Source organism: Pantoea sp. X-Soil-TKNS-1207 (genome assembly GCF_059730485.1).
Window position 1 is genome coordinate 1,831,944 of sequence record NZ_AP035958.1, and the last position, 21,756, is coordinate 1,853,699.

Annotated in this window: 19 protein-coding genes and 1 pseudogene; 14 read left to right on the top strand and 6 right to left on the bottom strand. The window is 56.4% G+C overall.

The genetic code is table 11. From position 1 onward, the window contains the following. Window positions 1-53 precede the first annotated feature (53 nt). Window positions 54-1,019, top strand: a complete 966-nt coding sequence (locus AC6I8V_RS08615; protein ID WP_497845455.1) for an FAD:protein FMN transferase — start codon at window positions 54-56, stop codon at window positions 1,017-1,019. On the opposite strand, the gene dcuR is transcribed toward AC6I8V_RS08615, so the two are convergent. The 4 genes from dcuR to AC6I8V_RS08635 all read right to left on the bottom strand — a co-directional run bounded on the left by dcuR (window position 1,013) and on the right by AC6I8V_RS08635 (window position 4,631). After that, complete coding sequence (dcuR, locus tag AC6I8V_RS08620; protein ID WP_497845456.1) at window positions 1,013-1,732, bottom strand: two-component system response regulator DcuR; 720 nt, start codon at window positions 1,730-1,732, stop codon at window positions 1,013-1,015. The two genes, AC6I8V_RS08615 and dcuR, sit on opposite strands and share 7 nt — an antisense overlap. After that, the gene (locus AC6I8V_RS08625; protein ID WP_497845795.1) at window positions 1,729-3,360 is read right to left on the bottom strand and encodes a sensor histidine kinase; all 1,632 of its coding nucleotides are present in this window, start codon (window positions 3,358-3,360) and stop codon (window positions 1,729-1,731) included. The genes dcuR and AC6I8V_RS08625 overlap by 4 nt, the downstream gene beginning before the upstream one ends. A 100-nt stretch (window positions 3,361-3,460) precedes the next feature. Further along, window positions 3,461-4,000 (bottom strand): peptide-methionine (S)-S-oxide reductase MsrA, encoded by a 540-nt coding sequence (gene msrA, locus AC6I8V_RS08630; protein ID WP_497845457.1) that lies wholly within the window; start codon window positions 3,998-4,000, stop codon window positions 3,461-3,463. Between the two features lie 64 nt (window positions 4,001-4,064). Beyond that, a complete protein-coding gene (locus AC6I8V_RS08635; RefSeq protein ID WP_497845458.1) occupies window positions 4,065-4,631 on the bottom strand; it encodes a flavin reductase family protein in 567 nt (188 codons plus the stop codon). A gap of 112 nt (window positions 4,632-4,743) precedes the next feature. Between AC6I8V_RS08635 and AC6I8V_RS08640 the strand changes: the two genes are divergently transcribed. After that, window positions 4,744-5,259: a P-loop nucleotide/nucleoside kinase family protein gene (locus AC6I8V_RS08640; RefSeq protein ID WP_497845459.1), complete on the top strand. Its 516-nt coding sequence runs from the start codon at window positions 4,744-4,746 to the stop codon at window positions 5,257-5,259. A 37-nt stretch (window positions 5,260-5,296) separates the two neighbouring features. Here AC6I8V_RS08640 and umuC read toward each other — a convergent pair whose 3' ends face one another. After that, on the bottom strand, window positions 5,297-6,559 hold the full coding sequence (gene umuC, locus AC6I8V_RS08645; RefSeq protein WP_497845460.1) for a translesion error-prone DNA polymerase V subunit UmuC: 1,263 nt from the start codon (window positions 6,557-6,559) through the stop codon (window positions 5,297-5,299). Between the two features lie 132 nt (window positions 6,560-6,691). Between umuC and AC6I8V_RS08650 the strand changes: the two genes are divergently transcribed. The 4 genes from AC6I8V_RS08650 to AC6I8V_RS08665 all read left to right on the top strand — a co-directional run bounded on the left by AC6I8V_RS08650 (window position 6,692) and on the right by AC6I8V_RS08665 (window position 12,071). After that, window positions 6,692-7,657 (top strand): threonine/serine dehydratase, encoded by a 966-nt coding sequence (locus AC6I8V_RS08650; RefSeq protein WP_497845461.1) that lies wholly within the window; start codon window positions 6,692-6,694, stop codon window positions 7,655-7,657. Then, window positions 7,654-8,595, top strand: coding sequence for a Rossmann-fold NAD(P)-binding domain-containing protein (locus AC6I8V_RS08655; RefSeq protein WP_497845463.1), 942 nt, complete (start codon window positions 7,654-7,656; stop codon window positions 8,593-8,595). Before AC6I8V_RS08650 ends, AC6I8V_RS08655 begins: the two co-directional genes overlap by 4 nt. 19 nt (window positions 8,596-8,614) lie before the next feature. Continuing rightward, window positions 8,615-9,250, top strand: coding sequence for a helix-turn-helix transcriptional regulator (locus AC6I8V_RS08660; RefSeq protein WP_497845464.1), 636 nt, complete (start codon window positions 8,615-8,617; stop codon window positions 9,248-9,250). A gap of 391 nt (window positions 9,251-9,641) precedes the next feature. Beyond that, window positions 9,642-12,071, top strand: coding sequence for a membrane-bound PQQ-dependent dehydrogenase, glucose/quinate/shikimate family (locus AC6I8V_RS08665; protein WP_497845465.1), 2,430 nt, complete (start codon window positions 9,642-9,644; stop codon window positions 12,069-12,071). A gap of 37 nt (window positions 12,072-12,108) precedes the next feature. On the opposite strand, the gene umuD is transcribed toward AC6I8V_RS08665, so the two are convergent. Next, window positions 12,109-12,528 carry a translesion error-prone DNA polymerase V autoproteolytic subunit gene (umuD, locus tag AC6I8V_RS08670; RefSeq protein ID WP_497845796.1) on the bottom strand — a complete coding sequence of 140 codons (420 nt, stop codon included), beginning with the start codon at window positions 12,526-12,528 and terminating at the stop codon, window positions 12,109-12,111. 376 nt (window positions 12,529-12,904) lie between these two features. Here umuD and otsB point away from each other — a divergent pair. The 8 genes and pseudogenes from otsB (at window position 12,905) to cheW (ending at window position 21,668) form a co-directional block, all read left to right on the top strand. Further along, window positions 12,905-13,694 (top strand): annotated as a pseudogene (gene otsB / locus AC6I8V_RS08675) (trehalose-phosphatase). Next, complete coding sequence (gene otsA, locus AC6I8V_RS08680; protein ID WP_497845466.1) at window positions 13,691-15,127, top strand: alpha,alpha-trehalose-phosphate synthase; 1,437 nt, start codon at window positions 13,691-13,693, stop codon at window positions 15,125-15,127. Before otsB ends, otsA begins: the two are co-directional and overlap by 4 nt. A 1,055-nt stretch (window positions 15,128-16,182) precedes the next feature. Then, on the top strand, window positions 16,183-16,533 hold the full coding sequence (flhD, locus tag AC6I8V_RS08685; protein ID WP_497845467.1) for a flagellar transcriptional regulator FlhD: 351 nt from the start codon (window positions 16,183-16,185) through the stop codon (window positions 16,531-16,533). After that, window positions 16,533-17,111 carry a flagellar transcriptional regulator FlhC gene (gene flhC / locus AC6I8V_RS08690; protein WP_497845468.1) on the top strand — a complete coding sequence of 193 codons (579 nt, stop codon included), beginning with the start codon at window positions 16,533-16,535 and terminating at the stop codon, window positions 17,109-17,111. The genes flhD and flhC overlap by 1 nt, the downstream gene beginning before the upstream one ends. Before the next feature lie 132 nt (window positions 17,112-17,243). Next, on the top strand, window positions 17,244-18,131 hold the full coding sequence (gene motA, locus AC6I8V_RS08695) for a flagellar motor stator protein MotA (protein WP_497845469.1): 888 nt from the start codon (window positions 17,244-17,246) through the stop codon (window positions 18,129-18,131). Next, window positions 18,128-19,162 carry a flagellar motor protein MotB gene (gene motB, locus AC6I8V_RS08700; RefSeq protein ID WP_497845470.1) on the top strand — a complete coding sequence of 345 codons (1,035 nt, stop codon included), beginning with the start codon at window positions 18,128-18,130 and terminating at the stop codon, window positions 19,160-19,162. Before motA ends, motB begins: the two co-directional genes overlap by 4 nt. An 11-nt stretch (window positions 19,163-19,173) precedes the next feature. Further along, the gene (gene cheA, locus AC6I8V_RS08705; protein WP_497845797.1) at window positions 19,174-21,147 is read left to right on the top strand and encodes a chemotaxis protein CheA; all 1,974 of its coding nucleotides are present in this window, start codon (window positions 19,174-19,176) and stop codon (window positions 21,145-21,147) included. 23 nt (window positions 21,148-21,170) lie between these two features. Then, window positions 21,171-21,668, top strand: coding sequence for a chemotaxis protein CheW (gene cheW, locus AC6I8V_RS08710; RefSeq protein ID WP_497845471.1), 498 nt, complete (start codon window positions 21,171-21,173; stop codon window positions 21,666-21,668). The last annotated feature ends 88 nt before the right edge of the window (window positions 21,669-21,756 follow it).

Below are 21,756 nucleotides of genomic sequence, written 5' to 3' on the forward strand. Positions count from 1 at the left end.
CGCAAATCCGTGGCGGCGCGATAATCGCGCCGCTACCACTGAACGAGGCGATAATGACAACAGACGCAGGCGTCTATGCGTATTCCGCCGTTCTGATGGGTTCGCCCATTCTGCTTAAACTCTTCGAAGACAATTCAACGCTGGCGGCGCAGGTATTCCGGCTGATCAAACAGCAGGAGAACCTGTTCACCGTCAATCGTGCCGAATCTGAAGTGATGGCGATCAACCAGGCCGCCGGCCGCCATCCGGTGGTGGTCAGTGCGCCGGTGTTTGCCCTGATCAGCGTGGCGCACGCGGTAAGTTTGCTGCCGGATAGCGCGTTCAATTTCACCATCGGACCGGTGGTGAAGCGCTGGAAAATTGGTTTTCAGGGCCATGAAGTGCCCCCGGCGGCGGAGATCGCTGCGCTGCTGCAACTGACCGATCCGCATCAGGTGGTGCTGAACGAGGCGGAACGTTCGGTATTTCTGCAACAGCCGGGCATGGAGATCGATCTCGGCGCCATCGCCAAAGGCTACATCGCCGATCGCGTGCAGGCGTATTTACGCCAGCAGGGGGTAGAGCAGGCGCTGATTAACCTCGGCGGTAACGTGCAGACGCTGGGCTGCCCGCCTCATGATGCCGCTGGCTGGGGCATCGGCCTGAAAAAACCGTTTGGCCGCGACGATGAGCTGCTGGGCGTGCTGAAGGTGCAGGGTAAATCGGTGGTGACATCGGGGATCTACGAACGTTACTTCGAGCGCGATGGCCGCTGCTGGCACCATATCTTCGATCCGCGCAGCGGGTATCCGCTCGATAATGAATTGCTCAGCATCACGGTGATTTCCGACCGCTCCATCGATGGCGATATCTACACCACGCTGCTGTATGGCATGGGGGTGGAGCAGGGGCTGGCCTGGCTTGCCGACCAGCCCGCACTCGAGGCAATCTTTGTCACCCGCGACCGTCAGATCATCTGCTCCTCAGCGCGCCAGTTCCGCTTCGAACCGCTGGATACGGCATGGCGGCTGCGTTACTGACAATATTGTTGCAGCAGCGAATGGTATTCCGGTTGCAGACGATAGCGGTACACCGGGCGACCCGTGGCGCCGTAATGAATGCTGGTGAACAGGATATTAATCTGCGCCAGCCAGATCAGATATTTACGGCAGGAGACGCGGGAGATATTCACCTCTGCCGCCAGTTCATCGGTGGAGAATTCAATGCCAGGATGGGCGTCGATCCACTGACACAGGGTGCGCAGCGTTTGCGGCGTCAGCCCTTTCGGCAGGCGTTTGCTGTCATGCTGCGTCGCCGGGCTGCCGTGGATCAGCAAATCCACATCTGACTGTTGATAGTAATGCTGGTTATCCATCAGCGATTTTTTCTGCTGCCACTGGGTCAGCGCTTCTTCAAAACGCGGGAACTGGAACGGTTTGATCAGGTAGTCCACCACGCCATAGTGCAGCGAGGTTTTGATGGTGGCGGCATCGGCGGCGGAGGAGATAATAATCACCTCCACCGGGCAGTTGGCTTTGCGCAGCTCCGGCAGCAGATCGAGGCCATTTTCCTGCTGCATATAAATATCCAGCAGCACCAGATCGACCGGCGGTTCGCTGTTGAGGATCTTCTCTTTTGCCTGCTGGAGCGTTGCGGCGGTGCCACAGCAGCTAAAGCCTGGCACCTGGCCGATATAGCAGCGATTAAGCTCTGCGACCATGGCATCATCGTCGACCACTAACACGTTGATCATGCGGTTTGATTTCCTCCATCCCAGGGGAGTTGAACTAAAAATTGGGTGTATACGCCAGGTTCGGATTCCACGCTGACGTCACCGCCGAGGCTTTCGGTCTGCTGCTTCAGCAGGAACAGGCCGACGCCGCGATCTTCGCCTTTGGTGGAGAAGCCTTTTTCAAAAATCGTCGCCAGAATCGCCGGTTCGATGCCCGGCCCGTCATCGCTCACTTCACAGGCCAGCCAGCCATTCTGATAGTGCAGCATTACGTGGATTTCCCCTTCGCCCTGACCATCCAGCGCATCGAGCGCATTCTCCACCAGATTGCCGACCACGGTAATCAGCACCGCCATCTGCTGCTCGTTGCCGCTGTCGGGCAAAAAACTGGCATCGCTGATGGTCAGACGATGGCCGCGATCGGACGCGCGATTGATCTTACTCAGCAGAAACCCGGCGATCACCGGCGACTTAATTTTCTGTACCAGCGAGCCGATTTCCGTCTGATAGTTATTGGCGGTTTTCAGTACGTAAGCTTCCACCTGCGCATAGTTTTTCATATGCAGCAGGCCGAGGATCACATGCAGCTTATTCATAAATTCGTGCGAACGCTCACGCAGCGCATCGACGTAGTTTACCATGCCGCTCAGGCGCTGCATCAGTTGGCTGATCTCCGTCTTATCCCTGAAGGTGCAGACCGCGCCGATAATGCGTCCCTGACTGCGTACCGGCACCGTGTTGCTGAGCAGAATATGGCCGTTGACGTTCAGCTCCTCGTCGCGTCGCGCCCGCCCGGAGTGCAGCACATCCAGCAAATGGGCGTTGATCACCGAGGCGTCATAAATGCGGTCGGCGCTGATGGCGCTGGTGGCCATCCCGGCGCTCAGCAGCGTGTGCGCCGTCTGGTTGATCAGCGTCACCTGCGCCTGATCGTCCATCGCCACCACGCCCTCTTTCACCGAGTTGAGGATTGCCTGACGCTGCTCAAACAGCGTGGAGATCTCATGCGGCTCCAGCCCGAACAGAATACGTTTCAGCACGCGCACCAGAATAAAGGTGCCCAGGGCGCCAGCCAGCGCGCCAATCAGCACCGTCCACAGCACGCTCCAGCGGCTCTGGTTGATCTGGTCGGTCACCGCGCTGAGCGCAATGCCGATCACCACCACGCCAATTTGCTGCTTTTGCGCATTATATACCGGGGTAAATACGCGCAACGCTTCGACCAGCGACCCTTTGTTTATCGACACATTTTCATGGCCATGCAGTGCGGGTTCGAGATCGTCGCCAATAAAGTGCTGGCCGATCAGCGTTGGATTAAGGTGTGAATAGCGGATGCCCTGCATATTGGTCACCACCACAAACAGCAGATTATTGCTTTGCTGGATTTCGCGGGCGATGGGCTGAAGCGGCTGATCGTCGGGCGGCAGCAGCAGCGCGTGCTGGACTTCCGGCAAATCTGCCAGCGTGCGCGCGACGGCCATGGCTTTATCTTCCAGCTGCACACGGGTGGTGGCGCCAATCTGAAAGAAATAGATCAGATGGACGCTGAGCAGCACCAGCGCGATCACCGCGCTGAGCATCAGCGTGACCAGCGTATTGAGTTTCATCGGTCGCTTACGCGCCGGGGGTCCTTGTGGTGGCGAAATCATCATCGCTCCCTGAATGGTGGCGGGAGGGTATTATGACGTAGCGGCGGGATTTATGGCGCGGTTTTTTGCAGGTGCGCAGTGCTGCGCACCTGCGGTGGCATTAACCCTGAGATTTCACGCGATTGGCGAAACTCTTTTTCAGTTTCTGCAATTTTGGCGGGATCACAGCCAGGCAGTAACCGTTGCGCTGACCTGCGCCATCCCAGTAATCCTGATGATAATCTTCCGCCGCATACCACTCACCCAAGGGTTCGATGGTGGTGACAATCGGGTCTTTATTATCTTCCTGCGCACGGGCAATCGCCGCGATGGCTTCAGCTTCCTGTTCCGCATTCGCCGGGAAGATGGCGGAGCGATACTGGGTGCCGATGTCATTGCCCTGGCGGTTCAGCTGCGTGGGATCATGGGTGACAAAGCTGATATCCAGCAGATCGCCGTAGCCGACCTGCGCCGGATCAAAACCGATACGAATCGCTTCGGCATGGCCGGTGGCACCGCTGCACACCTGTTCGTAAGTCGGATTCGGACGCGTGCCGCCGGTATAACCACTTTCGACTGACTCAACGCCAATCACATCTTTAAATACTGCTTCGGTACACCAGAAACAGCCACCCGCGATCACCGCGTATTCAATTGCCATGTCTTTACTCCTGTCAGGGCGAAAGCGTTACTGTGGGGACGCGCTTTCACGAATTCAACCTTGTTTAAATTAACATTTCTGGCTTAAAGTCGCGGTGTTTATCGAGCAGCAGATTGCTCATCACGGTAAAACGGCCTTCCCCGGTGTAGTGCAGGGTGGGGGGAAATTCCGGTTTGTCCGCCACATGCGCCTTGACGATCTCGAAGATAAACAGGTTGTAGTTATCTACCATCGAATCGTCGTACAGCTGACACTCAAAACTGGCAAAGCACTCTTTAATCAGTGGGGCGTTGACCCTGCTGGCCGGTTCCGCCGTCAGGTTAAAGGTAGTAAACTTATCGATGCGGTCGCCGTGGCTATTGCCAATCGCGACCACGCTATCGACTAAATCGGTCGAGGGAACGTTGATCACGCACTGGCCGCTTTGCCGGATCAGTTCATGGCTATAGTTACCGCCCGCGATCATGCAACCGACCAGCGACGGTGAGAATTCCAGAATGGTATGCCAGCCGCACGCCATGATGTCGTGCTGATCTTCAAACTGCGAGCTGACCAGTACCACCGGCCCCGGCTCCAGATATTTCCGCGCCTTGCTGACCGGAAAATCAATTTTATGGTGATTTTGGCTCATCGCTTTTCTCCTTTTTCTCGAAGGATGATGTAAGTGTAGCGAACCTGCACAGCGCTTTACCTGCGCGCTGTTTAACGGCATGGTAAACAGACATCTTAAAAGGAGCTGGTTTATGGAATCTGCGCGCGCGTTAACACAATCCCGTGCCACCCTGCATCTGCTATGCGGCAAAATTGCCGCCGGGAAATCAACGCTGGCGCACCGGCTGGCACAGGAGAGCGGGGCGGTGATCATTAGCGAAGATGCCTGGCTGGCGCATCTGTTTGCCGATGAAATGCGTGAGGTGGCCGATTATGTGCGTTGTGCGGCGAAGCTGCGTAATGCGATGACGCCGCACCTGATTTCGCTGCTGCACTGTGGGGTATCGGTGGTGCTGGATTTCCCGGCCAACACGCTGAGCAACCGGCAGTGGATGAAAACGGTGATCCAGAGTGCGGAGGCTGCGCATCAGCTGCATTTTCTTGATGTGCCGGATGAGGTCTGCAAAGCGCGGCTGCATACGCGCAATGCGGCAGGCGACCATGATTTCGCCGCCACCGACGCGCAGTTCGCGCTGATCAGCAGCTACTTTGCCGCTCCCCAGCCGGAAGAGGGGTTTGAGGTGGTGAGGCATCCCTGGTCAGCATAAATGCTGGCCCTACGGGGTGCAGGGTGCGTGCCTGGAACTACCGCGCCACCGGCACATCAGAAAACCGCGTGGTGTAGGCCGGTGACAGCATCTCGCGTTTCATCGACCAGGCTTTCTGCACCCCCTGACCGGCAAACCATAATGCGCCGCGCTGGCGGGTATTCAGGGTATCGATCAACTGCATCAGCTGCTCGCTATTGCGCCGTGGCTGATAGTCAGCAAACAGATCGAACTGCGCCACGCCAGTGCTGAAAAAGTCGCCCAGCATCACGCCACCTTTCATATAACGCTTGCCGGGACGCCAGATGGTCTCCAGACAGCGCAGCGCGGCATGCATAATATCGCGGCTATCCTGCGTCGGCGTAACCAGCGTGGTGCTGGCCGAATTGGCATAGTAAGGGTGATGGGGATCGTGCGGGCTGGTGCGGATAAAGGCGCCGATATGGCGACAATATTGCCGCTCGCTACGTAACTTCTCCGCCGCGCGCGCCGCGTAATTGCTGATGGCTTCGCGCATATCGCCGTAGTCGGTAATCCGATCGCCAAACGATCGCGAGCAGAGAATATTTTGCCGGTGCGGGATCACCTCTTCAAACGCCAGACAGGGTTCACCGCGTAGCTCGCGGGCCGTTCGTTCCAGCACCACGCCAAAATGTTTGCGCAGCAGCGCGGTGGGGGTTTCTGCCAGCTGTAAGGCGGTTGTAATGCCCATCAGATTGAGCTTTTTCGACAGACGTCGTCCGACGCCCCAGACCTCATCCACCGGCACCATCCCCATCAGTTTGCGCTGGCGCAACGGGGCGGAGAGATCCATCACGCCTTCCGCTTTGGTCCAGCGCTTGGCGGCGAAGTTGGCCAGTTTGGCGAGGGTTTTGGTCGGCGCGATGCCAACGCCGACGCGCAGATGGGTCTCTTTGTAGATCCGATCGCGCATCTGGCGACCAAACTGCTCCAGCGACATACAGGCATCAATGCCGCTGACATCCACAAACGCTTCATCGATGGAATAGATATCCACGCGCGGCGCCATCAATTCCAGCGTATCCATCACCCGCGTCGACATATCGCCATACAGCGCGTAGTTGGAGGAGAACACCACCACCTGATGCCTCATCAGCTCCTCGCGCTGCTTAAAATAAGGCGCGCCCATTTTGATGCCGAGCTTTTTCGCCTCTTTGCTGAGCGAGATGATGCAGCCATCGTTGTTGGACAGCACCACAATCGGCCTGCCGCGCAGATCCGGGCGAAACACGGTTTCGCAGGAGGCGTAGAAAGAGTTGACGTCGACCAGAGCGTACATAAAAAACATCTCAAAAATACTGTTTATATGTACAGTATGTGGCGAGAGGGCGATAAAGATCAAGGAAAGATGCGGTAGACTTGGTATACAAAAAGTCTATATTAGACAATAAATACATTATCAGGAATTCCCATGACGCATCCTTCAGAAATCTGTCAACACAGCCAGCAGGCGCACAGCGCGCTGCGCCCTCAGGTGCGGGTCACGCCGCTCGACAAAAGCCACAGTCTCTCTGCCCACTATGATTGTGAGCTGTTTCTGAAAGGCGAACATCTGCAACATACCGGTTCATTCAAATTCCGCGGCGCCAGTAACAAAATCCGCCTGCTGACGCCGATCCAGCGCGAGCAGGGGGTGATCACCGCCTCGTCGGGCAATCACGGGCAGGGGATGGCGCTGGCCGGGGCGCTGGCGGGGGTGCCGGTCACGGTGTATGCGTCGGCCAGCGCCTCGCCGGTGAAGCTGGATGCGATCCGTGCTTACGGCGCGCAGGTGATCACGCTGGAAGCCGATGCGCTCAGCGTGGAGCTGGAGGCGGCGCGCGCGGCGGAACAGGCCGGTCTTACCTTTGTCTCCCCGTATAACGATGCTGAGGTGATTGCCGGTCAGGGCACGATTGCCTGTGAGCTGGTGGAGCAGGCAGGCACACTTGATGCGGTGTTTGTGGCGGTCGGCGGTGGCGGGCTGATTGCCGGGATCGGTTCGGTGCTGAAGCAGCTGTCGCCAGCCACGCGCATTATCGGTTGCTGGCCAGCGGCCTCAACCGCCATGTACGCGTCACTGCGCGCCGGGGAGATCGTCGAGCCGGAAGAACAGGACACCCTTTCCGACGGCACCGCCGGTGGGCTGGAACCCGGCACCATCACCTTTCCGCTGTGCCAGCAGGTGGTGGATGACACCGTGCTGGTGACGGAAGCGGAAATTCGTCAGGCGATGCAGACGCTGGCGCGTTATGAGCGCTGGATGGTGGAAGGTGCCGCTGGCGTGGCGATGGCGGCGTTTATGCAGCAGGCGGCGCGCTGGCGTGGTAAGCGGGTGGCGGTGGTGCTGTGCGGCCGGAACATCACGCTGGAGAAATTTACCGGGGCGGTGCAATGAAGGTTCTCGATGAACAGGCCATCCGCGCCCGCTATCGGGAAGATCGCGCACTGGCAAACGTGAAACAGGGCTTTCTCGCCTGGTCAGAGGGCCGGGTACAGATGCCGCCCGTGCAGCAGTTCCTGTTCGACGACGCGGGAGGCGACTGCTGCATCAAGTCAGCCTGGATCACCGGCAGCGACAGCTTCAGCGTGAAAATTTCCACGGGTTTCTACCGCAATCCGCAGCGGGGACTAGCCAGTAACGATGGCCTGATTATGCTGCTTTCCGCCGTGACCGGGCAGCCGCAGGTGCTGCTTAACGATCACGGCTGGCTGACGGCGATGCGCACCGCGCTGGCTGGGCGCATTGCCGCCGAATGTCTGATGCCCGCACGGGTGGAGCGCATCGCGATCTTCGGCACGGGCTTACAGGCGGAACTGCAACTGCGTCAGCTACTGAATATCAGCGCCTGCCGCGCGGTGACGGTCTGGGGGCGGAGCAGCGACGCGCTGGAGGCGTTCCGGCAGCGCGTGGCGGATGTCGCGCCCGCAATCCGCACGACCCTCGACGCGGCCACGGCGGCGCGCGGGGCGAACCTGATCGTTACCGCTACTCCCGCCACGCAGCCGCTGATTAAAAAAGCGTGGATATCGCCCGGCACCCATATCACGGCGGTCGGCGCCGATGCGCCCGGCAAGCAGGAGCTGGATGCGGCGCTGGTCAGCGCGGCTCAATGCGTGCTGGTGGATTCCGCCAGCCAGTGCCGCGCCTACGGCGAGCTGAGCCGGGTATCGCCGGATATGCCCTTGCAGGTGCTGGAAATCGGCGCGCTGCTGGCGCAACCGACGCGCTATCGTCGCGGCGCTGAGGATATTACCGTGGCGGATCTGACCGGACTGGGGGTGCAGGATTTGCAAATTGCCATCAGCATCCTGTCGCCAGATGCGTTAAATTAACGCCACCCAGGAGCCACAGATGAAACCATTGGACCCCATGTCTGACAGCAAAAGCCAGCAGTTCACTACCCTCCAGTCGATCGCCGACGGCATTGCCGCGCTGTTCTTCCCTTCGGTGGAAGTGGTGATCCATGATGTCAGCAGCGGCAAAATTGCCTATCTGGCGAATAACCTTTCTAAGCGCAGCGTGGGCGATGATGCGGGGCTGGAGGCGTTGAGTCTCGGCGATCTGGACCGGCTGACCGGACCCTACGAAAAGCTCAACTGGGATGGCAAGACCATGCGATCCGTCAGCATCCGCGCCAGTATCGCTGAGGATGCGGGTTACATTTTCTGCATCAACTTCAGCACCGCGCTGCTGGATGAGGCGAGAAACGCGCTGGAGCTGTTTTTGTCGGTCAATCGCCTGCAACCGCAGCCGGTGCAGCTTTTCCAGCATGACTGGCAGGAAAAAATTAACACCTTTCTGCATCAGTGGCTGGCGGAAAACGGCACATCGCTCTCTGCTCTGACGCGCGTTGAAAAGAAAATCCTGGTGGCGGAACTCTATCGGCAGGGCGCGTTTAACGTGCGTAACTCCGCCGATTACATCGCCCGGGTATTATCCATCGGGCGCGCGACGCTTTATAAGCACCTGAAAACGATCAAACAATAAGCATCGATGGCGGTTTCCCTGGGGCGCGCAACGCAGGGACAAAAAGTGCGGTTAATCGCGCCCGCCATCGCTCACCAATAATCACCACCCACAATAATCACCCCGCCGGGAATAATTAACGGCTCATCATATTTTTACCCTGTGAAATGTCAGGGAATTCATTCTTAAACCATTAATAAACAAACTGACCGCTTTTTAATATCGGTAATTACGTCCGGAAGTTAATTAATAATCGATTATTCGGCGTTTATCGCGGGTGAATATTATTTATTTGTTGCTATAAAGTGACGAAAAATATGTGGTTTTACATTTATTGACATCTAATTAACATATACATACAGTTCCTGCGATTTTAACTAACATGTCACTATCGACAATAATCGGGGAGTGTATGGATATTAAGGAACAACGGTCTGGGCGGCGTTCCGGCTGGTCACGGGTATTGAGCATTATTTTTGCATTGCTCACGCTGGCAACCGCCGTGGCGATTATTATCGGCGGCGGGAAACTGATTGCGCTGGGGGGATCGGCCTATTATCTGATCGCCGGTATCGCCTATATCGTGCTGGTGGTGCTCTATTTTAAAAAGCCGACCAGCGGCTTTGTCTTCTCCTGCCTTATCTTTGTATTAACGCTTATCTGGTCACTGATTGAAGTTGGCGGTCTGAATTACTGGGATCTGCTGCCGCGTCTGGTGGTGCCCGCGCTGTTATTTCTGCTGAGCCTGCTGGTCACCGCCACCGATAAAGGGCTGCGCTCGCCGCAGCGCCGTCTCTCCGGCGGCCTGAGCCTGGTGGTGTTCGTGGCGCTGATCGCCACCTTTATTGGCGGCTTCTTCCCGCATAACACCCTGTATAACCCGGAAGCGATCTCCGCACAGCCGCTGACGCCGGACGATAGCGATGCGTCAAAAGCGGGCCAGGACTGGCGCTATATCAGCCGCAACGCCAGCGGTACGCGCTTTGTGCCGCTGGACCAGATCAATGCGGATAACGTCAAAGATTTACAGGTGGCCTGGACATATCACACCGGCCGCCGCCTGACCGGCAATGCCACGGGCGTTGACGAAAACACGCCGATTCAGATTGGTTCGGTGCTTTATACCTGTACCCCGGAAAACCGTATTGCGGCGGTGGATGCCGATACCGGCAAGCCGATCTGGCAGTTCGATCCCCATGCGCAGACCTACGAGCACGTCACCTGCCGCAGCGTCGGTTACTACGATTACGATAGCGATGAGAGCCTGAGCGCAGAGCAGAAAGCGGCTTACACCGACACCGCCTGCCGTCAGCGCATTATCGTTTCTACCGTTGATGCCCGTCTGATTGCGCTGGACGCGCACACCGGCGCCCTGTGCCCGAACTTCGGCCAGAACGGTATGGTCAACCTGCAACAGGGTATGGGCGATACCGCCGACAGCCGCCGTTATCACCCGACCAGCGTGCCGGTGATTATGGGCCATCTGACGGTGTTCGGTTCCTGGGTGCGTGATATCACGGAAGATGAACCTTCAGGCGTGCTGCGTGCCTATGACGTGCGCGACGGTTCGCTGGCGTGGGCGTGGGATGTTGGCAACGTCGAGGGCACGAAGCAGGGCGATCAACACTACACCCTGAGTACCCCGAACGTCTGGGCGATTCCGACGTACGATAAAGATCTCGGCCTGGTGTATGTCTCCACCGGTAACGGTCCACCGGATTACTGGGGCGGCAACCGCAATGCGGCAAAAGAGAAATACGGTTCGTCAGTGATTGCGCTGGACGTGAACACCGGTAAAACCAAATGGGTATTCCAGACCGTGCACCACGATGTCTGGGACTACGATTTACCGTCGCAGCCGGTGATGTACAACATGAAGAATGCGCAGGGCGAAGTGGTGCCCGCGCTGATTCAGACCAGCAAAATGGGCGAAATCTTCGTGCTGGATCGCCGCACCGGTCAGCCGGTCAGTAAGGTTGAAGAGAAATCGGTGCCGACCTCGCCAGCCGCGCAGGAAGAACATCTGTCGCCGACCCAGCCGTTCTCGGTGGATATGCCGACCATCGGTCTTGAGCAGCTGAATGAGAAGAAAATGTGGGGCGTCAGCATGTTTGACCAGCTCTACTGCCGCATCCTGTTCAAATCGGCGCTCTATTCCGGCATCTTCCAGCCGAACAGCGAGAAAACTTACCTCGAGTTCCCGGCCACCATGGGCGGCATGAACTGGGGTGGGGTGTCGATTGATGAAACCTCCGGCATTCTGTACGTCAACGATATCCGTCTCGGCATGTTGATGGCGCTGAAGAGTAAAGAAGCCGCGCAGGGCCAGAAAATCTCGCTGAACGAAGTGCCGCAATGGGCAGGCACCATTCGTCCGCAGATCAGCGGTCCGTATGTTGGGGTGCGGATGGATAACTTCGCCTCCTTCCTGCAGGTGCCGTGTCAGCATCCGCCGTTTGGCACCATGACCGCGATTGATCTGCACAGCAAGAAAATCGTCTGGCAGGTGCCGATAGGCACGGTGGAAGACACCGGTCCGCTGGGCGTGAAAACGCATCTGGCAATGCCGGTCGGGATGCCGACGCTGGGCGGCCCAACCACCACCAAAAGCGGTTTAGTGTTCTTCGCCGGCAGCCAGGATAACTACCTGCGTGCGCTGGACAGCAAAACCGGTAAAGAGGTGTGGAAAGTGCGTCTGCCGGTGGGAGCAACCGCTTCGCCGCTGATTTATCAGTCGGCAAAAACCGGTAAAGAGTACGTCGTGATCTCGGCGGGCGGGGCAGCACATGCGACCGATGTCGGTGATTATCTGATTGCTTACGCGTTGCCGGACAAAGCCTGACCGTGCAACATCACCCGGCCATGATGGCCGGGTGTGTTCAGTGCGCGGCGTAGATAATAAATGTCACCACGCCAAAAATCTCCAGCTCCTCTTCTTCACGCGGTGTAATCGGCGCATAGCGCGGATTCATCGGCAGCAGCTGCACCCGCGGAAATTGCTGTAACCGTTTAACCGTAAATTCGCCGTTAATGGCGGCCACCACAATATCGCCATGCTTCGCGTCCAGCGCGCTGTCGACCACCAGTAAATCCCCTTCGCTGATATTGGCATCCCGCATCGAATCCCCTTCCACCCGGACAAAGTAGGTGGCGCTGGGATGACTGATCAGATACTCGTTCATATCCAGCTTGCGTTCGATGTAATCCGCCGCCGGGGAAGGGAAGCCGCAGGGCACCGCATCGCGAAACAGAGGAAGGTAAAGCCGATTGGGCGCAGACGCGGGGAGGAAAAACTTCATCATGAATACTCAAACAAATACTGTTGATACATACAGTATTATTGATCGCAGGCAGGGATCAAGCCTGTGACGGCGGGAAATTGTTAGTCGGTTGTTCCGGCAGCAAATTTAGTTGAACCGCTAAGAGGGGCGTCGGGGAGGCGGCTGGCAAAATCCCTGACGGCGTCTACACTTAATGCGACGATGTTCGCAGTCTGGTTGATGTGCTGGCAATAAACTTGTTTGTTTGTGGAGCGTTACCCATCGAAATACCGCCCTGCCGGAAGACCCTCCCCGCCGTTCGCGCCCGGTTTTTTCTTTATTACCGTGTCGGACTGCACCCAACCTGCCTCCGAACATCGCTGTTGCTAACAGCCATTCGCACAGGAGGAGAGACGTGACCCCTGCGGTACATGAGAACAGCACCCTGCCGTCGCTAAGCGGCGGACTTTATGCCTTCTTTTTTGATGTCGACGGCACGCTGGCGGCGATTCAGCCGCAGCCCGAGTCGGTTTCGATCCCCGCATCGGTGCGCCAGCATCTGCAACAACTCTCCAATCTGAGCCACGGCGCACTGGCGCTGGTCTCCGGTCGTCCGATTGCGCAACTGGATGCTCTGGTTGCGCCACTGGAAGCACCGGCGGCTGGCGTACACGGCGCGGAACGCCGTGATGCGACGGGGCGTATCCATCGGCAGTCGCTGCCGGGGGACGTTGCGCAAACGCTGCAACTGGAGTTGCAGGAGACGCTGGATCAATGGCCCGGCACGCAGCTGGAAGTCAAAGGCATGGCGTTTGCGCTGCACTATCGCCGGGCGATGGAGTACGAACAGGCCATTATGCAGCTGGCCGAAGACGCTGTAACACGCTTTCCGGTGCTGGCACTGCAACCGGGAAAATGCGTGGTGGAACTGAAACCGCAGGGAATTGATAAAGGCGCGGCCATCCGTGACTTTATGCGGGAAGTGCCTTTTACCGGACGCATTCCGGTATTTGTGGGTGACGATCTGACTGATGAGAAGGGCTTTATGGCTGTTAATGCCATGGGCGGTATCTCGGTCAAGGTTGGCGAAGGTTCAAGCCATGCACGCTATCGCCTCAGCAATGTGGACGCGGTCTGGAGCTGGCTTGAACAATTATTATTACAACCAGAACATGACAAAAGTCGGTAAGGAGTCAAGGTTATGAGTCGTTTAGTGGTCGTATCTAACCGTATCGCTATACCCGATGGAACAAAAGCCAGTGCGGGCGGCCTCGCCGTCGGCCTGCTGGATGCATTGAAAACCACCGGAGGATTGTGGTTTGGCTGGAACGGTGAGATCAGCGAGATTTCCGGGGAAGAGGAGGAGGAGCTTACCGTCAGCGAACATGACGGCATTACCTACGCTGCGCTCCCGCTTAATCAAAACGATTACGATCTCTATTATTGCCAGTTTTCCAATACCGTCATCTGGCCTGCCTTTCACTATCGTCTCGATCTGGTGCAATTTCAGCGCGAAGCCTGGGAAGGCTATTGCCGCGTGAATACGCTGCTGGCAAAACGGCTGAAACCGTTGCTGAAGCCGGATGATATTTTATGGATTCACGATTATCACCTGCTGCCCTTCGCCGCAGAGTTGCGCAAACTGGGTATCAATAACCGTATCGGATTCTTTCTGCATATCCCGTTCCCGACGCCAGAGATCTTCAATGCGCTGCCACCACATAAGGCGCTGCTGGAGATGCTGTGTGACTACGATTTGTTGGGTTTCCAGACAGAATCCGATCGCGTGGCCTTTCTCGATAGCCTGAGTCAGCTGACGCAGTTGCAAAACAAGGGCGAGAAAAAGCATCGCGCCTTCGGCAACACCTTTATGACCGAGGTTTACCCCATCGGTATTGAACCGGACAGCATCAAAGAGATGGCTGAAGGGCCGCTGCCGCCGAAAATGGCGGCGATGAAGCGCGAGCTGGGGGATGCGAAGAATATCATCGCCTGTGAGCGTCTGGATTACTCCAAAGGCCTGCCGGAGCGTTTCCTTGCCTATGAAGCGCTGCTGGAGAACTATCCGCAGCATCGCGGCAAGATCCGCTATTCACAGATTGCCCCGACCTCGCGCGGGGAAGTGCAGGCTTATCAGGATATCCGTCATCAGCTGGAGACCGAAGCCGGTCGTATCAACGGCAAATATGGCACGCTGGGCTGGACGCCGCTCTATTACCTCAACCAGCATTTTGACCGCCGTCTGCTGATGAAGATTTTCCGGCTGACCGATGTCGGGCTGATTACGCCGCTGCGCGATGGTATGAACCTGGTGGCGAAGGAGTATGTGGCGGCGCAGGACCCGGACAACCCCGGCGTGCTGGTGCTGTCGCGCTTTGCCGGTGCCGCCAATGAGCTGACCTCGGCGCTGATCGTCAATCCGTACGACCGCGATGAAGTGGCGGCGGCGCTGGACCGGGCGCTCACCATGCCGCGTACCGAGCGTATATCGCGCTACAACGACATGATGTCGGTATTGCGTCAGCATGATATCTCGCACTGGCGTGAGAGCTTCCTGCGCGATTTAAACACGCTTCAGCCGCGCAGTGCCGATCACGGTACGGCGCATAAAGTGGCGACCTTCCCGAAACTGGCGTAGAGCCGGGCCGGATACGCATCCGGCAACCCCCGCAACAGCGCGATTTATCGCGCTGTTTTTATTTGCCCGGTGAAAAGCGTGCCGTTACGCCAGCGCAGAGGGCGAGTGCGCAACGTTTTCACAACGTCCCCCTCTTTCATTGTCACCCCGCGCAATCGATGCTTTTTCTTTAATCAGCGAAAAGCTGATACATCAGGTGCATAGGGCTGATTTGGTGAAAAAAGCAGCAAACAGACGCTGAAAATCGATTTTTTACCCCGCAACCCTAAAGCTTCGCACCGAATTGCCGATAGTTCGGGTACATCAATGCGTAAGCATTGCAATTCATTCATATCACTAATGTAACGCATTGTTACATCCCCTGCCGGACACTAAACACTCCCTACGAACTGTTAACGCTACGTTGCCGCACCACGTCTACTCTTCACGTTACGCTTGCGGCGTGGCGTTAATGCCTTTTGGCAATATTCCCTGTAAGTGATTAATTTAGAAGCGAATAATTTCTGCCAAATTCAGCATTTTATGCTGGTTAATTTTCAGGAGCTGGTTTCTTGTGGCGCGATAATCGCAACATGACAGATAAAAGATCACACCGCATGGATAATGTGCCAGATGGCTGTTTGTAAGCGAATCGGCAGTGAAATATTAACGAAACAAAGGAAAATCGCTCAAAAAATGAGCAAAAGAAAAGCACTGCTGAAGGGTTGGCGAAAAAATTTGCCTTAAAAGTGTGACGTAGATCACACTTTATCTAAAATTTCACACCCCTCACGTTGTATGTCGAAATCAGACGATATAGATTTGCCTTGTTTTCGGAATAGTCTTAAAAAACTGTAAGCAGACGTCACGGAAGATGGTTACAACTCAAGAAAAGATTGGCCTGGAGTTTTGACTACTACTGATCAGAGTCCCGGTGGGAAGTGAAACAGTTCAGTACACGTTTGGCTTGTGCCTGAATATTTTTTGCCATCTTTAGATTTACCAACCAGCAACCCGAACCATAGAGGAATTATTTCTGTGGCCGTATATATGTCGCGTCTATCAGGATGGAAAAAATGGGTACATCAGAATTACTAAAACATATTTATGACATCAATCTGTCATATTTGTTGCTCGCGCAGCGCTTAATAAACCAGGAAAAAGCTTCAGCAATGTTCCGTCTGGGTATCGATGAATCGATGGCAGATGCATTGGCACAATTAACTTTACCTGAGATGGTAAAATTAGCGGAAACCAATCAACTGGTTTGCCAGTTCCGCTTTACTGACCACAACATTATTAATCGCCTGACGCAGGAATCCCGCGTGGATGATTTACAACAAATCCACACCGGTATTTTATTATCCAGCCGTTTGTTGCGTAACGCGTCGAAAGACGACGTCAGCACGAAAAAGAGGGCGGTATAATGAGCGAAAAAAGTATTGTTCAGGAAGCACGCGATATTCAGCTCGCCATGGAGTTGATTACCCTGGGCGCGCGCCTGCAAATGCTGGAAAGCGAAACGCAGCTGAGCCGTGGTCGCCTGATTAAACTGTACAAAGAACTGCGCGGCAGCCCGCCGCCGAAAGGAATGTTGCCATTCTCCACTGACTGGTTCATGACCTGGGAACAAAATATCCACTCATCGATGTTCTGTAACGCATGGCAGTTTCTGCTGAAAACCGGTTTGAGCACCGGCGTGGAAGCTGTGATTAAAGCCTATCGCCTCTATCTTGAGCAGTGTCCGCAATCGGACGAGGGCCCGCTGTTGGCGCTGACGCGCGCCTGGACCCTGGTGCGATTCGTTGAAAGTGGCATGCTGGAACTGTCCGACTGTAAATGCTGCAACGGTAGCTTTATTAACCATGCGCATCAGCCAGTTGGCAGCTTCGTCTGCAGCCTGTGCCAGCCGCCATCACGCGCCGTAAAAAGACGTAAACTTTCTGCAGATTCTGCCGATACCTTTCCACAACTGCTGGATGAACAGGTTAAACACGCCGTTTAAGTTTGTTCGTATCGTGGAAGCCATCCAGCAGCGGTTAATCCGCTGCTTTTTTTTTGCTCCGCGTTTATGAATAACACCTGCGGCTCTCTGGCTTAACTTCCACCAACACGTTACGGACGTAAGGATTTTTTTGTGCTGATTATTCTGGGTTATATCGTGGTCCTCGGGTCCGTGTTAGGCGGTTACATGATGGTCGGCGGCCATCTGGGAGCGCTTTATCAGCCGTCGGAGCTGCTGATAATTGGTGGTGCCGCTATTGGTGCTTTTTTAGTCGGAAACAATGGCAAGGCAATTAAAAAGACCTTAAAAGCACTGCCCTTGTTAATGCGCGGCTCAAAATATAACAAAGCCGTTTACATGGATTTAATGGCGCTGCTGTATCGACTGATGGCGAAATCCCGCCAGCAGGGGATGCTGTCGCTGGAACGCGATATTGAAGATCCCAGTCAGAGTGAAATTTTCGCTAACTATCCGCGTATTTTGGCCGATAAACCCCTTGTGGATTTTATTACCGATTATTTGCGTTTAATGGTCAGCGGAAATATGAACGCCTTCGAAATCGAAGCGTTGATGGATGAAGAGATTGAGACGTACGAGCACGAGTGCGAAGTACCGGCGCAAAGTTTATCCGCGGTGGGTGATGGCCTGCCTGCCTTCGGTATCGTGGCGGCGGTAATGGGCGTGGTTCACGCTCTGGCATCGGCGGACCGTCCGGCGGCGGAGCTGGGAGCGCTGGTTGCCCATGCGATGGTCGGGACTTTCCTCGGCATCCTGCTGGCGTACGGCTTCATTTCGCCGCTGGCATCCGTGCTGCGTCAGAAATGCGCCGAAACCACCAAGATGATGCAGTGCGTAAAAGTGACGCTGCTCTCCAGCCTCAACGGCTATGCCCCGCAGATCGCGGTGGAGTTTGGACGTAAGACGTTGTACTCCACGGAACGTCCGTCGTTCCAGGAGCTGGAAGAACACGTACGTAACGCCAAAAACCCGGCGAAACAGACCTCGGATGAAGCCTCATGAAGCATGGCAATCGCCCTATTGTGCTGATTAAACGGCGCAAACATAAAAAACATGAAGGAGGTCATGGCTCATGGAAAATTGCCTATGCCGACTTTATGACGGCGATGATGGCGTTCTTCATGGTGATGTGGCTGCTTTCGATTGCCAATCCGCAGCAGCTGATACAGATCGCGGAATACTTCAGAACGCCGCTCAAAGTGGCGTTAACCGGGGGTCAGCGCAGCAGCGACAGCGACAGCCCGATTCCCGGCGGCGGTGACGATCCGACGCAAAAAAAGGGTGAAGTGAAGAAAGAAGTGGATATGGATGCGCAGAAGCGTCAGCTGGATGACATCCGTCTGAACCGTCTGCGTGAAAAGCTCGACCAGCTGATTGAAGCCGACCCGCGCCTGAAGGCGTTGCGTCCGCACCTGATTATTAACATGGTGGAGGAGGGGCTGCGTATCCAGATTATTGATAGCCAGAATCGGCCGATGTTTAAAACCGGCAGCGCCGAGGTGGAGCCTTATATGCGCGACATCCTGCGCGCCATCGCGCCGTTGCTGAATGATATCCCGAACAAAATCAGTCTGGCGGGCCATACCGATGACTTCCAGTATGCCAGTGGCGACCGTGGCTACAGCAACTGGGAACTGTCAGCGGATCGCGCCAACGCCTCACGACGTGAACTGATGATGGGCGGCCTCGACGGCAGCAAGATGTTGCGTGTGGTCGGTATGGCCGACACCATGAAACTGAAAAACCGTGGTGGCAATGATGCCGTTAACCGTCGCATCAGCCTGCTGGTGTTGAACCACGATACTGAAGCAGCAATTGAAAAAGAGAACGCCGAGAGCGATGCCGTTCAGGTGAGCGACCCGGCACAGATCATTCCCGATATTACCGCGCCCGCCGCTCCGGCTGCGCCGACAGCACCCGCGTCTTCAACGACACCGGCCGCGCCTGCGCCGGCTGCCTCGGCGACGCCCGCTGCTCCGGCCAATCCGGGCGCCAGTGCGGTGACTACTGACCACCCCTCACAGCCGAGGTGATCCCCGTGAGCATGGACATCAGCGATTTTTACCAGACATTTTTTGATGAGGCCGATGAGCTGTTAGCGGACATGGAGCAACATCTGTTAGGACTGGACCCTCAGGAACCAGATTCCGAACAGCTGAATGCCATCTTCCGCGCCGCCCACTCGATAAAGGGCGGAGCCGGTACGTTTGGCTTTACGGTTTTACAGGAAACGACTCATATCCTGGAAAACATTCTGGATGGTGCGCGTCGCGGCGAGATGGCGCTCAGCACTGACATCATCAACCTGTTTTTGGAAACCAAAGATATTATGCAGGAACAGCTCGATGCCTATAAAACCGCGCAGGAACCGAATGCAGAGAATTTTAACTACATCTGCGAAGCCCTGCGTCAGCTGGCGCTGGAAGCCAAAGGGGTAGCCCCGGCACCGGTTGTCGCCGCGGTGGCGCCTGTCGCACCTGTCGCCCAAAGCGCGGGGCTGCGCCTGCAGCTGGTTGATCTGAAAGAGAAAGAGCCGGAGCTGTTGCTGGAAGAACTCGGCAATCTCGGCACCCTGACCGACGTGGTGAAAAGCGCCAACGCGCTGGAAGCGACCATCGACGGCGTGGGCAAAGACGACATCGTCGCGGTGCTGTGCTTTGTGATTGATGAAGCGCAAATCCGCTTCCCGGAAGGGGCCGCCGCCCCGGTCGCCAGCGTGGAACCGGAAGAGGTTGCCGAGGCTGAACCGGTGCAAAGCGCCACCGTGACCGACATCACCCCAGCCGCCAAACGCGAAACCAAGCGCGCCGCCGCTCCGGCGAAAGGCAGCGAATCCAGCAGCATCCGCGTTGCGGTCGAGAAGGTTGACCAGCTGATTAACCTGGTCGGCGAACTGGTGATCACCCAGTCGATGCTGGCACAGCGTTCCGGCGCACTGGACCCGGTCGCGCACGGCGACCTGCTGAACAGCATGGGCCAGCTGGAGCGCAACGCGCGTGATTTGCAGGAATCGGTGATGTCGATCCGCATGATGCCGATGGAGTACGTCTTCAGCCGCTTCCCGCGTCTGGTACGCGATCTGGCCAGCAAGCTGAATAAAGAAGTGGAACTGACGCTGCTCGGCAGCTCCACCGAACTGGATAAGAGCCTGATCGAACGCATTATCGATCCATTAACGCACCTGGTGCGCAACAGCCTCGACCACGGCATTGAGTCACCGGACAAACGTCTGGCGGCGGGCAAAAGCGCGGTGGGTAACCTGACGCTGTCTGCTGAACATCAGGGCGGCAATATCTGCATCGAAGTGGTTGATGACGGTGCGGGCCTGAACCGTGAACGCATTCTGGCGAAGGCGATGTCATCCGGTCTGCCGGTCAGCGAAAGCATGAGCGACGAAGAGGTCGGTATGCTGATCTTCGCACCGGGCTTCTCCACCGCCGAGCAGGTGACCGACGTGTCGGGCCGTGGCGTCGGCATGGACGTGGTGAAACGGAACATCCAGGAGATGGGGGGTCACGTTGAAATCGCCTCGAAGCAGGGCAAAGGCACCACCATCCGCATCCTGCTGCCGCTGACGCTGGCGATCCTCGACGGCATGTCGGTACGCGTGGCGGATGAAGTGTTTATCCTGCCGCTTAACGCCGTGATGGAGTCGCTGCAACCGCGCGCCGAAGAGCTGAAGCCGCTGGCCGGTGGCGAGCGCGTGCTGGAAGTGCGCGGCGAGTATCTGCCGCTGGTGGAACTGTGGAATGTGTTTGATGTGCAGCACGCCAAAACCGATGCCACGCAGGGCATTGTGGTGATCCTGCAAAGTGCAGGCCGTCGCTATGCGCTGCTGGTCGATCAACTGATTGGTCAGCATCAGGTGGTGGTGAAAAACCTCGAAAGTAACTATCGCAAAGTGCCGGGCATCTCAGCCGCCACCATCCTTGGCGATGGCAGCGTGGCGCTGATTGTGGATGTCTCCGCCCTGCAATCACTGAACCGGGAAAAACGTGTGGCCGGTGCCGCAGCGTAATAGATAACGAAAAGGTAAATACAATGACTGGAATGGCAACCGTGACGAAAATCGCTGGCGAAACCGTGGGCCAGGAGTTCTTAGTCTTCACCCTCGGGGATGAAGAGTACGGTATTGATATCCTGAAGGTGCAGGAGATTCGCGGCTACGATCAGGTAACGCGCATCGCCAACACGCCGGAGTTCATCAAAGGCGTCACCAACCTGCGTGGCGTGATTGTGCCAATTATCGATCTGCGCGTGAAATTCTCGCAGCCGGATGTGGATTACAACGAAAACACCGTGGTGATCGTGCTGAATCTGGAGCACCGCGTGGTCGGTATCGTGGTGGATGGCGTGTCTGACGTGCTGTCGCTGACCCAGGATCAAATCCGTCCGTCCCCGGAATTCGCTGTCACCATGTCCACCGAGTACCTGACCGGCCTCGGCGCGCTGGGTGATCGTATGCTGATTCTGGTCGACATCGAGAAGCTGCTCAGCAGCGAAGAGATGGCGCTGATGGATACCCTGCGTAGCGCGTAAAGCAGGATTAACGGGTCGGAATTTCCGGCCCGTTATCATTTTTGTGTGAAATAATACCTTATAAATCAATAATAAATCTTCAAATAAT